We start from the raw sequence: 14306 nt of genomic DNA, 5'->3' as shown, positions 1-14306 counted from the left end.
TGTACAACATTTTCTAATTCACCGCATTTTTCTTTTCAACTTGGCTAGAATGGGGTAATGGTTACTGTTATATCTATTTTCTTGAGAAGAAGGTGATCTCTTGGCCATTCAACCGTTAGCACACCCGGACATATTGCCGGAGCATATTTATTTATTTCATGAAGGTAACCTTCATCACAGTTATCGAATGTTGGGCGCGCAGCCTGAGACTTGCGATGGCCTTCAGGGGTATCGCTTTACCGTGTGGGCACCAAATGCCGTAGAAGTGGGACTGGCTCTGGACCGCAATGAATGGAAAGGCGAAAAGGAACCTTTATATAAGATACCCGAATCAGGATTTTGGAGTCGTTTTTTTCCGGAAATAAGCGAAGGAACTTTATACAAGTTCCGTATATTAACGGAAGATGGAACAGAATTACTCAAAGCGGACCCATATGCGTTTCAAGCAGAGGTTCGACCTCAGACAGCCTCTGTCACCAGTTCACTCGAAGGGTACAAATGGAATGATGGAGCCTGGAGACGCAAACAACGTGCCATGTATAACAAACCTCTACATATTTACGAAATGCACATGGGAACCTGGAAGCGCAAAGAAGACGGAAGCCTCTATAGTTATCGAGAGATGGCTGATTTGCTTGTTCCTTACTTATTAGAAATGAAATATACACATGTTGAAATGATGCCCCTCAGTGAGCATCCATATGACCTTTCGTGGGGCTACCAAAACACAGGGTTTTATGCGCCGACCAGTCGTTATGGGCATCCAAAAGATCTGATGTATCTAGTGGATACACTACATCAGGCTGGGATTGGCGTATTGCTGGATTGGGTACCTGCACATTTTGCCAAGGACGCTCATGGGTTGCGTATGTTTGATGGTACGCCTTTGTATGAGTATGCAGATCCGATGTTAGCAGAGAAGCCGGGCTGGGGCACACTTAGCTTTGACTACTCGAAACCTGAGATTCGTTCATTTCTGATCTCCAATGCATTATATTGGATGGAGATGTATCATTTTGACGGACTCCGTGTTGATGCGGTTACGAGTATGCTTCGGCTTGATTTTGAGAAGCAGCCAGGACAATATCGTACCAATGATGAAGGTGGTCTTGAGAACAAGGAAGCTGTAGCCTTTTTGCAGCAGCTGAATAAGGCGGTGTTCAAGTATTTCCCTTATGCGTTGATGATGGCTGAAGAATCTAGTGCATGGCCAATGGTGACTTTACCTGTAGATGAAGGTGGTCTGGGTTTCAACTACAAATGGAACATGGGCTGGATGAACGATACGCTTGATTACATGGAATCTGATTTTCATGAGCGTCCTTCCAAACATCATTTGCTGACTTTCCCGGTCGTATACTCCTTTGCTGAAAATTATGTGCTACCTCTGTCGCATGACGAGGTTGTTCATGGCAAAAAGTCGCTCCTCGACAAGATGCCAGGAACCTATGAGCAAAAATTTGCCGGCATGCGTGCTTTTCTGGGCTATTTTATGACTTTCCCAGGGAAAAAGCTGTTGTTTATGGGTGGAGACTTTGGCCAGTTCATCGAATGGAAAGATGAGGATCAACTGGACTGGTTCTTGCTGGATTATGACAGTCACCGCAATTTGCATAAGTTTGAGCGTGAGCTGTCTAACCTGTACTTGAGTGAAAAAGCTTTGTGGGAGCTTGATCATTCCTTGGACGGTTATGAATGGATCACTCCGGATGATCAGGACCAGAGTGTCATTTCATACGTACGCAAAGGAAAAAAACCTGCGGATACACTCCTTGTGCTCATTAACTTTCAGCCGGTCAAGCGGGAGCGTTACCGGATTGGTGTCATGCGTCCCGGTATGTATACCGAAGTACTGAACAGTGACCATTCCGTTTACGGCGGTTCAGGCATTACTAATGATATGCAACTGCCTACCGAAAAGATTCCTTTTCATGGGCATCCGCATAGTCTCGAATTGGTATTGCCTCCGCTGAGCATCGTGATTCTAAAAAAGAACACGCGTCGGAAAACGGATGAATCACCTGCGAGCATAACTTCCGTCAGTTCAAAAACGAAGAATAAAAATGAAAGCAACACGCTCAAACCGAAGAGGAGGACAAAGGCATGAATATTCTATTTGCTGCTGCTGAAGTACATCCATTTATCAAAACAGGAGGCCTTGCTGACGTAATCGGTGCTCTCCCGTTTGCATTGAAGAAGAACGGGGCAGATGTGCGGGTGATTATGCCTAAGTACAAGGGAATTCCCGATGAATATAAAGACGCATTACAGCCCGTAATTACAACGGATGTGCCTCTTGGCTGGCGCAGACCCTATTGTGGAATAGAAATGCTGGTTCATGATGGGATTCCAGTATATTTTGTGGATAATGAGTATTATTTTGGGCGTGATGGAGTGTACGGTTATATGGATGATGGCGAGCGTTTCGCCTTCTTCAACCGTGCAGTTCTTGAAGTGTTGCCACAGATTGAGTTCAAGCCTGATGTGCTGCACAGTCATGACTGGCATGCAGGAATGATCCCTTTGGTGCTTGAAGCCCATTACAGACACGATTCATTCTACAGTGGTATTCGTACGGTATTCACCATACATAACTTGTTGTACCAAGGGGTATTCCCGCATGAGTTATTCAGTGAAATCCTGGAGCTGGACGATCGATATTTCACCGTGGATGGAGCCGAATATTACGGTAACGTCAATTTTTTGAAAGCAGGAATTGTGTATGCTGACCATGTGACAACCGTAAGCCCAACATACGCACAGGAAGTGCAAACGTCTTATTATGGATATGGCCTGGACGGACTGCTCAGTTCACTTGGAGATCGTTTCAGCGGGATTGTGAACGGGATTGATACCAAGAGTTACAACCCGGCAACGGACAACAAAATTCCAGTGAAATACAGAACCAGTCTGTCCAAGAAAACGGAGAACAAAATTGAGCTGCAAAAGGAACTTGGACTTCCTGTTCGTCCTGATGTACCACTTATGGTGATGGTGACAAGGCTCGTCGACTCTAAGGGGCTTGATCTGGTCTGCCGTATTCTTGATGAATTGCTGTACTATGATGATATTCAATTCGCGGTACTGGGAACAGGAGAGCCTATGTATGAACACTGGTTCCGTGAAGCTGCTAATCGTTATCCGCTCAAAATGTCTGCCCAGATCACGTTTAATGATGGGTTATCCCGACGTTTCTATGCAGGCAGTGATATCTTCCTGATGCCATCGAGGTTCGAACCATGTGGTATTAGTCAGCTACTGGCTCTGCGGTACGGTAGTGTGCCACTCGTAAGGGAAACAGGCGGTCTGAACGACACTGTGCAGGCATACAATGAGTTTACTGGAGAAGGGAATGGTTTCTCATTCACAAGCTTTAACGCACATGACATGATGAATACCATTCGGCGTGCTGAGGAGATCTACAAACAGCCAGAACACTGGAAGAAAATTGTGAAAAATGCAATGGGCGGAGAATACAGCTGGAATGTCTCAGCTGAGGAATATATGGACATTTATCGTCGGATCACACTTGATCCAGTAAACTGATGCAATCCTGAATGAGTCAGAGTCACAGCATTCCTGCTGTGGCTCTTTTTAATCAAATAAACAAAAAACTTCCAAAAGTTCAGAATGAAAGTCATCATCTGAGCGGTGGAAGTGTTTTTCTTTTATATGAGTGTCTGAATTTAAACCTCAGTAGTGTTGGATGGTTGCCGGATCAAGCTGCCTGTACAAAATGCGGTACCCATAGGGGTCAAGCTTAATATTCATCATTCCATCGGTTGGAAACACGGGCTCTTCAGTTAATGCATCCTTCCAGTCTTTTGTTTCCATAGGATGAGAAAGCGTTCGATCTTGAGGTGTATTATTCATCCATACGGTAAAGTGAAGGTTGTCATCCACACGCTCGTACACGATACAGGGATCATTGTGATCAGCCTTGAGGAATCGGAAGCGTCCTTTGCGCAGGGCTTCATTGCTTTTGCGTAAATCGATCATCAGACGATAGAAATCATACAATTCTCTGTCTTGCTTGGCGGGGTCCCATTCCATACATTTTCGACAATCCGGGTCAGCATCACCACTAATCCCAACTTCGTCGCCGTAGAAGATACAAGGTGTACCGATATAGGTGAAAAGAAATACAACCGACAACTTTAATCGGCGTTTGTCTTCTCCTAACCGGGTGAGCAGTCGTGGGGTATCATGGCTGCACAGCATATTAAAGATCACTTCGTTGGTTTGTTGCGGATAGCGCATAATCAGTGAACCCATCTCATTGGCAAAGTTATAACCGTCCATTGAACCACAGAAGAACTGAAGCACTTTGTCGGCAAATGGATAATTCATGACGGAATCGAATTGATCTCCCATAAGCCAGGTCAAGGAGTCGCTCCATACTTCACCAACAATATAGGCTTCAGGGTTCGCTGCTTTAACAACCTTGCGAAAATCACGCCAGAAATGGTTGTCCACCTCATTCGCTACATCCAGACGCCACCCATCCAGCTTAATTTCCTTGATCCAGTACTCAGCTACATCCAATAGATATGCCTTAACCTCAGGGTTGGCTGTGTTGAACTTGGGCATGTTGCCATAGAACCCAAATGTATCGTAGGTTGGTATACCATCCTTGATCTGAACCGGATACTCATTGATGTGGAACCAATCGGCATACTTAGAGTTTTTTCCATTCTGGAGAACGTCTTGAAAAGGAGGGAAGTATTCGCTGCAATGGTTAAACACCGCGTCAAGCATGACACGTATACCCAGGCGATGACATTCTTCTGTCAATTGTTTGAGCAGGGCATTATCGCCGAAATGAGGGTCGACTTTTTTATAATCAATCGTGTCATATTTGTGGTAAGAATTGGCCTGGAATAACGGGGTAAAGTAAATGGCGTTCACGCCAAGTTCAGTTAAGTCATACAGGTGATCCAGCACACCTTGCAGATCTCCACCAAAATAATTGTCCAACTCAGGTTTGCCACCCCAGTCATGAGTTTCTTTTGGATTCAGCTTTGGATCTCCATTAGCAAACCGTTCCGTCATGATCTGATAAAAGACAGCTTCTTTGGCCCACTCGGGCACCTTAAACACATCAATTTCATGTATATACGAGAATTCATAATATCCTCCAGTTGGATAGGGGGTTTCATAATGAATTCCATTATCCGCAAGAAAAACATCTTCTGAACCGGCAGTTATCCGAAATATATAGGTGAGACGTTTGAATTGTGGCTTGACGGCAGCCTCCCAATAATCAAACATGTTATCAGAAGCAGCCTTCTCCAATTGAATTTCCTTGTACGTTCCATTCCAATCGTACTTATCTCCGGTCAGTGCAGTCACGTATTGCACATCATTTCGTTTGGTTCGTACGCGCAGATGTATGGTAGACGAATTATAGGCATAAGCCCACTTGTCACGAGGAACATGATACATGGCTTCGAGCAGCATGACAGCACCTCCTGAATATAGGATAAGTTATGAAAACCGGTCTTTTGAACACGCACTTATAGTTATAATTAACCAAGTTAGCCAGCAAATGAATCATATTTACTGTAATAAAATGTATTATTTTCGTCGTTTTCAAAGGTTTCTTTCACAGCATTTCCAGCTTCGTGCTGAATATACTTACAGCTAATATAGAAAAGGGTGCCCTGAACAGCTTGGAATTCAAGATTGTTCAGGGCACCCCTATATAACATGTTGAAAGTGAATTTTAGCGAATAGCTTGCTCAAACTCCGTGCGGATGGTTTGAAGCAGCTCTGGCTGGCTCAGTACGTCATAGGCTGTTGTAGCAAGTGCCTTTGCTCCCAGAATCATGCCATCCAGCGCGCGCTCCTGAAGTGCAAGGTCACGGAAGGCTATGGAGTGCAGGGTATGAACCTCATCCACAACACGAATGTAGGGATGGATTGCAGGACATTTCAGGGAAACGTTACCGATGTCCATAGAGCCGTGATCATTACCACTCACAATCTCTTCTTGCGGGATACCAAGTTCCATCAGATTTTGACTAAACGCAGCTGAGAATGCTTCATTGGTAACCATCTCGTCATAGGACGTTTCATAATTGGATGTCACCAGCTTGCATCCTGTCTGGAGAGCAGAACCTTCAGCGATCTGAATCACACGTTCTGTGAGGATATTCAATTCTTTGCGAGTTGCTGCCCGTACATAAAATTGCGCAGAAGCATAGTCAGGAATGATATTAGCTGCCTGACCTCCGTTGTTGATCACACCATGAATGCGAACGGTGCTTTTCACTTGTTGCCTGAATGCATTGATTCCGTTGAACGTTTGAATGACGGCATCAAGTGCATTAATACCTTCGTGTGGACTTGCAGCAGCATGTGAAGATCGGCCATGGAATTCAAATTGCACAGCATCAATGGCCAGCGAGCTGCCTGACTTTTCGTAGGCATAATATGGATGCGCCATGAGAGCGACATCACAGTCATCGAACAAACCTGCTTCTGCCATCGGAACTTTGGCACCACGTGTCTCTTCAGCGGGTGTGCCAAACACTTTAATCGTTCCACCTACTTCATCCAGAATGGATTTCAGCCCAACAGCAGCTCCAAGACTCATCATGCAGATCAGATGGTGTCCACAAGCATGACCAATCTCCGGCAAGGCGTCATATTCACACAATAATGCAATGGTAGGGCCGGGTTTGGCGGCTGAATAGGTTCCGATAAAGGCTGTCTCCAGTCCAAGGATTGGAGCTTCTACAGTGAAACCGTGGTAGACCAGTTCTTCTTTCAAACGGGCAGAAGCGAGATACTCTTCATTTCCCAATTCGGGGTTGGCACCGATATATGATGAAATGGCTTTAAAACGGGAAGCATATTGATCAATAACCGTCAGAATTTGTGATTTGTTAGCTGTCATTAGTAAACTCCTTATGCAAAAATGAAAATAATTCATTGATTATATCATGTTTGCTTCAATTTTTCAGAAACAAGTCAAGATTTGTAATGTCAAAATGCATTGCATAATCATGCATTGTACTTTATAATGACTCAGTCATCAACATGAGAAGCATACAAAGTATTGTAAGGGGAGAGAAAAAGGTTGAAATTAATAAGTCGTTACACCATGATGCTGTTGACCTTTGTCGTTCTGCTGACAACTGCCGTTCCTGTGGCACTTGCAAGTGGGACTACAGACAATTCAAGCAGTAAAAAGCTGGTGCTCGGTACAAGTGCCGATTTTGCACCCTATGAATTCCATAAAGTGATTAATGGCAAAGATGAAATCGTCGGTTTTGATATTGAGATCGCCAAAGAGATTGCCAAAGATCTTGGCGCTGAGCTTGTGATTGAGGATATGGGCTTCGACGGTCTTCTGCCTTCATTGCAGAGCGGGCGTGTTGATCTGGTAATTTCAGGTATGACGCCGACGGATGAGCGGAAGAAAAGTATCGATTTTTCCGACACCTATTATAAATCAAAACAAGTGATTATGGTTCGCAATGTGGATAAAGACAAATATCCAACCATGGCAGAACTTGAAAATGCGAAAATTGGCGTTCAGAAAGGCTCCATTCAGGAAACGATCGGACAGAGTATTCCAGGAGCGAAGCTTACTGCGCTTGATAAAATCTCGGATATCGTGCTTCAACTGCAAACAAAACGCATTGACGCGGCAATCGTTGAAGATACCGTTGCTGCAGGTTATCTGGACGATATCATTGGACTTGCTGCTGCTGTTCCGGACGAAGAGCAAGCAGAAGCGGCAATCGGGATTCGCAAAGGTAATACCGAGCTGCTAGCTGCAGTAAATGGAACACTGGAGCGATTGAAAAGTGAAGATAAAATCAATCAGATGGTGACGGACGCCAGCCTCTTGATGGCGGATAAAGCGAACAAATCGCAAAATATTTTCCAAGTATTCTGGGAATATAAAAGTTTCTATGCTACAGGTGTAGGATACACACTTCTGTTGTCTGCACTTGGGGTTATCTTCGGGGTAATTATTGGATTGATCATCTGTTTGTTCCGTTTGCATGACGCTGCAATCTTGCGCTGGATCGGTACTGCTTACGTTGAAGTGATCCGTGGCACACCGATGCTGGTACAATTGATGATTATTTACTATGGTTTTTCCCTGAGCTTTGGCATTAACTTCACTGCACTTCAGGCAGGTATCATTACACTTTCAATCAATAGTGGTGCCTATCTGGCGGAGATTTTCCGTGCGGGTATCCAAGGTGTGGATCGTGGTCAGTTGGAGGCAGCGCGTTCATTAGGTATGGGAAGAGGCGCCGCGATGCGTTATATCATATTGCCACAAGCCTTCAAAGCTGTATTACCAGCGATCGGTAATGAATTCATAACTATCATTAAAGAATCCTCCATTATCTCCGTTATCGGTATGGTGGATATTATGTATCAGGCAAGTGTAGTCAAAAACATTACGTACCAAGGATTGAGTCCATTTTTGATTGCAGCAGCCATCTACTTTGTAATGACGTTCATTTTGTCCAAGCTGCTGGGACGACTGGAAAGGAAGTTGAGTGCAAGTGATAGACGTTAGACAATTACACAAATCTTATGGTAATAACGATGTGCTTAAGGGCATTAACGTGACGATTGGCAAAGGTGAGGTTGTTGTGGTCATCGGCCCTTCCGGTTCAGGTAAAAGTACTTTTTTACGTTGTCTGAACCTGTTGGAACAGCCTACCTCGGGTGAGATTGATTTTGAAGGCGTGTCAATCACCGATCCGAAGCACAACATTAATGCAACTCGGGAAAAAATGGGCATGGTGTTCCAGCATTTCAACCTGTTCCCACACAAAACGGTACAGCAAAACATCACGATTGCTCCGATTAAAGTGAAGAAACAATCCACTCAGGAAGCGGAGAAAATTGCCGCTGATCTGCTTAACACCGTGGGCTTGTACGATAAAAAAGATACATTCCCGAATCAGCTGTCCGGTGGACAGAAGCAGCGGATCGCCATTGCAAGAGCATTGGCCATGCAGCCGCATGTGATGCTGTTTGACGAGCCTACTTCGGCACTGGACCCCGAGATGGTCGGTGAAGTGCTGGATGTCATGAAACGTCTTGCAGAAGGCGGGATGACCATGGTCATCGTAACGCATGAGATGGGTTTTGCACGTGAAGTGGGAGACCGGATCCTGTTCATGGATGGCGGGGTTATTGTAGAAGAGGGAACACCAGATGAGGTGTTTGGAGCACCGAAAAATTCACGTACACGTGATTTTCTTGCCAAAGTACTCTAAACGAAGTAATCAAATAGCGTTACTGACTTCGAGTCGGTAACGCTATTTTTTATGCGCATTAATCACTTAAAGATTCGAAATGTAACTTTTCTGTTACCAAATATAAAGAAGTCGGTTCGCCCAAATTTTCTGAATTATCCAGTATTCTTACAGTTGATGACATGCTAAAAACCATTTGGCAAGAATTACTACAAGTTCAGGTTACAAAATTGTGATATATTGAACTCTGCCGAAACTTCCGGACAGGGAGTGCGGGGGATGTAACGATGCAGATTGTGCAGGGGGAAGATCTACAGCACACTGCTTGGGGTGAATTAGGGGTACATAACGTTTCAAATGTAATGAAGAACCTATAGGGTGGGCTCCTCATCCGAATCCGACAACTAACTTCGCAGGCATAATGAGGGAGGAAGACCATGATTAACAAGAAACGTATAGCCAAAACAGCAGTAGCATTATTGACAACAGCAATGCTCATTCAAGCCGTTCCGGCTCACGCCGATTCAGTTCATGTGGCCAAAGAAGGGGATACCTTCTACACCTTATCAAAACAATATGGAGTAGCAATGAACACGTTGGTTAAAGCAAACAACGACATTTCACCTTACAACATTTATGGTGGTTTGAAAATTACGATTCCCGGTAAGGCAAACAATGTAGCTGCCGCGGCGACGGAGAGCAAGACCCAAGCCAAAACAGTTACCACAGCGAGCTTGGACGTTAATGCAGATAACAAAGTGGTTCAGGCCTGGGGTAAAACATTCGATTACAGCAAAGCTGTGAACGTGAAAGCAACGGCATACTCTGCAGATCCGTCTGAAAATGGAGGCTGGGGTGCAGTCGATTATTTCGGAAATGACCTTGAATTGGGTACGATTGCAGTTGATCCAAGTGTAATTCCACTCGGAACCAAAGTACTGGTAACTGGTCATAGCCATCCAGGATTGCCAAAACAGGCTTTTGTAGCCACAGCGCGTGATGTGGGCGGTGCAATCAAAGGTCATCGGATTGATATCTTTATCCCGGGTAGCAAACAGTCCGTAAGCACATTTGGTTTCCAGGATATCGAGCTGTATATTCTTAAGTAGAAAGTAAATTACATCTAACAAATTCAAACAGGGTGTCTGCTTGTCGCTAATTGGCGATTGAACAGCACCCTTTTAATATTCTCATTTATTTGCTATCACGGTCATCTTAATCTTTGGCCTTTGGCAATCTCAGCATTTCGTCCAAGGTGACGAGTTCATATCCGCGCTTTCGCAATTCCTCAATGATTTCAGGCAAAGCCTCAATCGTGCCGTTCAGGTTTGATCCTACACCGCCTCCAGCATGTTGCAGAACGATGGAGCCAGGTTTTACGGCAGACAGGATGTTATCTTTCACCTGTTCCTTTGAAAGGCCTTTCCAGTCCAGGGAGTCTACGTTCCAGTTCACAATGCTATAGTGTTGTTTGGCAGCCCATCTCAGCTGTTCTTCATTAATGTCTCCATAAGGTGGCCGAATCATCTTGGGCGTATATCCCGCCAAACGTCGAATAATATCTCCGGTATGTAAAATTTGTTTGCGAAAGGCATTCATCGACAGCTTACTGAATTCAGGATGATTGTAGCTGTGATTACCAACCATATGCCCTTCCTTAACGATGCGTTTCACCAGATCCGGATGTTTCTCAGCACGACTACCCACGATGAAGAATGTAGCTCTGACATTGTATTTCTTCAATACATCTAGCACTTGTGGAGTAAACCGTGGATCAGGTACATCATCAAAAGTCAGTGCAACCTTCTTGGTTGAAGGACCATTCGTTTTGAACGTATCGGCATATTTTTGACGTAACTGTCCCAATGTCAGTTGTTCTTCTTCCGCAGAATCCGAACCTGATACTGATTCACTTGACGGGCTTGAAACATCCCGTGATGAAACTGGAGCATGATATCCCCCGAGAAAAATAACGATAACCATCAGCATAATGAGGCGTACACGCATAATAACGGCCTCCTTTTCCAAAATGACGTTCTCCTTGGTATGCCCGGGGGTCTCATAAAATATGCGTAGTGTGAGAAGTTTCATTGCGGATTTAGCTTATGACAGCCATAATTCCTCCATATAAAACATATAGAAAAGGATAGGTGGATAGGATATGAGTACATATGATTTGAAATCCATACGTTTACAGGTGATTGAAGCAGGAGAGGATAAGGTTTTTCTCGTTACCGGAGGAAAGGCGCATATTGGTGCCGTAGCCACGTTCTACGTGGATCATGAGCGCGTCAGCGGGACGACGGTACATATTCCGGGGCATAAGGAACAAGAGCTGTGTGAGCGGCTTGCCCGAAAGGCTGCCCTGCAGCTGAAAGTAACCGTTACGGTGATCATGGGTATTCATTTTGATTCCATCACGCGGATGCAGATCGACGAAATCGTGCAGACTGCAGAGAGGTTGATGGAGGATCATCTGAACAAAGATAAGCGGTCTTCCTGACATAAGAGCCATCGAATGTTTTGATTTTATTTGCTAAAATTGAAACGAGTTGTAGATTGTTACGTATGTATGGTTATATACGATGTAATATCGACTAGGAGGAATAACATAATGTCCATTTTCAAACGTTTGCGTGATCTAACCATGTCTAACATCAACGCCATTATTGACAAAGCGGAAGATCCAATCAAGATGACGGACCAATATATCCGTGACATGCAAGAGGATCTGGAAGATGCGGAGAAAGCAGTAGCTCAACAGATCGCCATTGAGAAGAAATTCAAGCAATTGTTCGAAGAGCAGGAAGCTCTTGTGAAGAAACGTGAAGAGCAGGCGCATACGGCGGCACGTGCTCAGAATATGGATTTGGCTCGACGTGCCCTGGAAGAGAAAAAGGCTGCTGAAGAGAAGATGGCTGAGTACAAAACCAGCTATGATCAAAACAAGGCTTCTGCAGATAACCTGCGTGGCAAGCTCGATGAGATGCGTAAGCAACTGACTCAAATGAAGAACAAACGCGAAACACTGGTAGCACGTTACAATGCAGCAAAAGCCCAAACGGAAATCAACAAAGCGTTGAATGGGTTTGGTTCTGATACTGCAAGTGCTGGTATGAAGCGTATGGAAGAGAAAATGATGCAGATGGAAGCACAGGCGGAAGCAAGTAACGAAATGTCTTCCAAAGGCAAGTCTTTGGATGAAGAGTTCGAGAAGTTGGGTAAAGATCAGGCTGTTGAAGACGAACTCGCAGCATTGATGAAACAGTACCATAATAAGAACTAATACCTTGGTTGTCAGCAGGGTTAACCAGCGGAGGAGAAGAGTATTTCTCCTTCGCTTTTAAATGCGGTTCATGTTGATATGTGGGGGCTGTGTAAATGGATTTGAATATTTTGGCGATGCTGGTCTGGACCGGATCTGGTTCGGTTTTGCTGTTTGTCTTGATGTATGTAGATTCACTGTTCACGAAATATAAGGATTTTGCTGAAGTTAAGGCTGGCAATATGGCCGTTACTACACGGATGGTTATGAAATTATTTGCACAAGGGTATGTACTCGCTACGTCCATTTCTACGGCTGGTCATCTTGGAGAAGCATTGTTGGTCTCCGTTGTATCCTTTATCATTTTGTTGATTCTGGAGAGTGTTGTACACTTTATGATTCGCAAATGGGCCAATCTGGATCTGGATACAGGAATTCAGCAAGGGAAGACAGGATACGGGTTGTTCTCTGGCGCTTTACATATCGTGGGCGCACTGATTATTGCAGCTTGTTTATAAGATAAGGAACAGGAGTAATTCTCATGAGTGTATGGAAACGAATTAAAGGAATACTAACAAAACCTGAACCACCGCAGGCAGAGAAAACGATGCTTCAGCTTGCACCTGGTGATATCTGTGAGGTTTCTCTGGTCACTTATGAAGTCGTTGGTCGGGTACAAAATCGCGCTCGAAATGCAGTTGTGCTCACGCTGCAGGATGGTACCGCATTTCGATATTTGCATATCGAAGAACGGGAACTCACACGTTACGCTCTATATACACCAATTGATGGCAGGCTTGATGCACCTGATGAGGTGCCTACATTGCTGGACCTGGATGGACGCGCATTTCATCTGGAGGAAGAGTATGGAGGCATGGTATCAACGGCAGGTAGAACTCCATATGGCCAGGCTGGAGAACAATTGGTATGGCAGTATCAGTCGGATGATAATATGCTTCTTCGGGTGGAGTGGCAAGACAGAAGGTTTACACTGTATGAGGGTGAGTCCATTCTTCCTGCGGATATCAAAGTAATTCGTTCGAGCTAGGAGAGGTTCCCAATGAAAAAACGCTTGGCACATGGATTAAAATTAATGCTGGTCCTCAGCCTTGTGATGTCTCTGTTGTCCGCGTGCGGAGCACCTTCTGTTCAGGACACATATCCGCTTGAATCGGTTAACGGCAGTGGTAACTCAACGTCCTATGTGTACCGGGCTTCAGACCGTACCGTTCCGGAAGTGGCTCAGGAATTGTCTGACCAAAGGCAACCGGATCAGATCTCGGCAGAGAACACAGAGCGTATGTTCCTCGTGTATCAGGACGAGTATTATCATCTGCAACAAGACCCGAACAAGCCGGAGGATACCTTGGTTGAGGTGGACTCCAAGGAATATGTTCGGCAGAACTACGATTCATCTTTTTTACAAGGGTACCTTACCGCTACATTAATTGGTAATCTGTTCGATTCTTTTGGCGGGCGAGGTTATGGCAACTATCGAGGATATACCAATAAAGATACGTATAAACCGAGTGCAGGATCTTATCGTGCACCAACAAGTAATGACAAGAAGCTTGCTCCACCTATTACTGTTGATCGGAAAGGTACGATTACAAGGCGCGGAAGCGATAAAGATTCAAGCGTGGGATCTGGCGGAGGATTATTCAACCGCAACAAAGATCAGAGCAAGGGAACCATTGATCGCAACAAGAGCAGTGGTGGGTTGTTTGATTCACCTAAGAAATCCTACAAAAAACCAAAAACCAGAGTGGGCGGCGGCCGAATTAAGAGGCGAAGATAATAAACAT

General features: G+C 44.7%; 13 protein-coding genes and 1 riboswitch. Of the genes, 10 read left to right on the top strand and 3 right to left on the bottom strand.

The genetic code is table 11. The features are described 5' to 3' along the window. Window positions 1–100: 100 nt before the first annotated feature. Window positions 101–2107 carry a 1,4-alpha-glucan branching protein GlgB gene (gene glgB / locus J2X75_RS10290; protein WP_310336168.1) on the top strand — a complete coding sequence of 669 codons (2007 nt, stop codon included), beginning with the start codon at window positions 101–103 and terminating at the stop codon, window positions 2105–2107. Continuing rightward, window positions 2104–3546, top strand: a complete 1443-nt coding sequence (gene glgA, locus J2X75_RS10285; protein ID WP_124115246.1) for a glycogen synthase GlgA — start codon at window positions 2104–2106, stop codon at window positions 3544–3546. The genes glgB and glgA overlap by 4 nt, the downstream gene beginning before the upstream one ends. 147 nt (window positions 3547–3693) lie before the next feature. Here the strand turns inward: glgA and J2X75_RS10280 are convergent, their stop codons facing one another. After that, window positions 3694–5460 (bottom strand): alpha-glycosidase, encoded by a 1767-nt coding sequence (locus J2X75_RS10280; RefSeq protein ID WP_310336165.1) that lies wholly within the window; start codon window positions 5458–5460, stop codon window positions 3694–3696. Between the two features lie 265 nt (window positions 5461–5725). After that, window positions 5726–6901 (bottom strand): M20 family metallopeptidase, encoded by a 1176-nt coding sequence (locus J2X75_RS10275; protein WP_150366720.1) that lies wholly within the window; start codon window positions 6899–6901, stop codon window positions 5726–5728. Between the two features lie 210 nt (window positions 6902–7111). Here J2X75_RS10275 and J2X75_RS10270 point away from each other — a divergent pair, with 210 nt between their 5' ends. The 3 genes from J2X75_RS10270 to J2X75_RS10260 all read left to right on the top strand — a co-directional run bounded on the left by J2X75_RS10270 (window position 7112) and on the right by J2X75_RS10260 (window position 10345). Continuing rightward, window positions 7112–8548 carry an ABC transporter substrate-binding protein/permease gene (locus J2X75_RS10270; RefSeq protein WP_373419913.1) on the top strand — a complete coding sequence of 479 codons (1437 nt, stop codon included), beginning with the start codon at window positions 7112–7114 and terminating at the stop codon, window positions 8546–8548. After that, window positions 8535–9257: an amino acid ABC transporter ATP-binding protein gene (locus J2X75_RS10265; protein WP_017688094.1), complete on the top strand. Its 723-nt coding sequence runs from the start codon at window positions 8535–8537 to the stop codon at window positions 9255–9257. The genes J2X75_RS10270 and J2X75_RS10265 overlap by 14 nt, the downstream gene beginning before the upstream one ends. A 217-nt stretch (window positions 9258–9474) precedes the next feature. After that, window positions 9475–9671: riboswitch (cyclic di-AMP (ydaO/yuaA leader) on the top strand. 2 nt (window positions 9672–9673) lie between these two features. Continuing rightward, the gene (locus J2X75_RS10260; protein WP_091029414.1) at window positions 9674–10345 is read left to right on the top strand and encodes a 3D domain-containing protein; all 672 of its coding nucleotides are present in this window, start codon (window positions 9674–9676) and stop codon (window positions 10343–10345) included. A gap of 106 nt (window positions 10346–10451) precedes the next feature. On the opposite strand, the gene J2X75_RS10255 is transcribed toward J2X75_RS10260, so the two are convergent. After that, entirely contained in the window at window positions 10452–11243 is a 792-nt protein-coding gene (locus J2X75_RS10255) for a polysaccharide deacetylase family protein (protein WP_310336159.1), read from the bottom strand. Between the two features lie 154 nt (window positions 11244–11397). Here J2X75_RS10255 and lpdD point away from each other — a divergent pair, with 154 nt between their 5' ends. The 5 genes from lpdD to J2X75_RS10230 all read left to right on the top strand — a co-directional run bounded on the left by lpdD (window position 11398) and on the right by J2X75_RS10230 (window position 14299). Beyond that, on the top strand, window positions 11398–11739 hold the full coding sequence (gene lpdD, locus J2X75_RS10250; RefSeq protein ID WP_051447323.1) for a prenylated flavin chaperone LpdD: 342 nt from the start codon (window positions 11398–11400) through the stop codon (window positions 11737–11739). Between the two features lie 111 nt (window positions 11740–11850). Then, complete coding sequence (locus tag J2X75_RS10245) at window positions 11851–12522, top strand: PspA/IM30 family protein (protein ID WP_310336157.1); 672 nt, start codon at window positions 11851–11853, stop codon at window positions 12520–12522. Window positions 12523–12617: 95 nt separating this feature from the next. Beyond that, window positions 12618–13019: a DUF350 domain-containing protein gene (locus tag J2X75_RS10240; RefSeq protein ID WP_036613690.1), complete on the top strand. Its 402-nt coding sequence runs from the start codon at window positions 12618–12620 to the stop codon at window positions 13017–13019. Window positions 13020–13042: 23 nt separating this feature from the next. Continuing rightward, complete coding sequence (locus J2X75_RS10235) at window positions 13043–13549, top strand: DUF4178 domain-containing protein (RefSeq protein ID WP_076210134.1); 507 nt, start codon at window positions 13043–13045, stop codon at window positions 13547–13549. A gap of 12 nt (window positions 13550–13561) precedes the next feature. Continuing rightward, entirely contained in the window at window positions 13562–14299 is a 738-nt protein-coding gene (locus J2X75_RS10230) for a DUF4247 domain-containing protein (RefSeq protein ID WP_091029419.1), read from the top strand. Window positions 14300–14306 lie beyond the last annotated feature (7 nt).

It is taken from the genome of Paenibacillus sp. 2003, from assembly GCF_031455635.1.
Taxonomy (GTDB): Bacteria; Bacillota; Bacilli; order Paenibacillales; family Paenibacillaceae; genus Paenibacillus; species Paenibacillus amylolyticus_B.
The sequence above is the reverse complement of the archived record's forward strand: the minus strand, read 5'-3'. Positions and strand labels throughout refer to the sequence as shown.

What these genes read in the sequence shown, in the direction of transcription:
- J2X75_RS10235 (WP_076210134.1), top strand. Translation starts at nt 13,043, where the DNA reads ATGAGTGTATGGAAACGAATTAAAGGAATACTAACAAAACCTGAACCA.
- J2X75_RS10245 (WP_310336157.1), top strand. Translation starts at nt 11,851, where the DNA reads ATGTCCATTTTCAAACGTTTGCGTGATCTAACCATGTCTAACATCAAC.
- J2X75_RS10255 (WP_310336159.1), bottom strand. Translation starts at nt 11,243, where the DNA reads ATGCGTGTACGCCTCATTATGCTGATGGTTATCGTTATTTTTCTCGGG.
- J2X75_RS10230 (WP_091029419.1), top strand. Translation starts at nt 13,562, where the DNA reads ATGAAAAAACGCTTGGCACATGGATTAAAATTAATGCTGGTCCTCAGC.
- J2X75_RS10270 (WP_373419913.1), top strand. Translation starts at nt 7,112, where the DNA reads ATGCTGTTGACCTTTGTCGTTCTGCTGACAACTGCCGTTCCTGTGGCA.
- lpdD (WP_051447323.1), top strand. Translation starts at nt 11,398, where the DNA reads ATGAGTACATATGATTTGAAATCCATACGTTTACAGGTGATTGAAGCA.
- J2X75_RS10240 (WP_036613690.1), top strand. Translation starts at nt 12,618, where the DNA reads ATGGATTTGAATATTTTGGCGATGCTGGTCTGGACCGGATCTGGTTCG.
- J2X75_RS10280 (WP_310336165.1), bottom strand. Translation starts at nt 5,460, where the DNA reads ATGCTGCTCGAAGCCATGTATCATGTTCCTCGTGACAAGTGGGCTTAT.
- glgA (WP_124115246.1), top strand. Translation starts at nt 2,104, where the DNA reads ATGAATATTCTATTTGCTGCTGCTGAAGTACATCCATTTATCAAAACA.
- J2X75_RS10260 (WP_091029414.1), top strand. Translation starts at nt 9,674, where the DNA reads ATGATTAACAAGAAACGTATAGCCAAAACAGCAGTAGCATTATTGACA.
- J2X75_RS10275 (WP_150366720.1), bottom strand. Translation starts at nt 6,901, where the DNA reads ATGACAGCTAACAAATCACAAATTCTGACGGTTATTGATCAATATGCT.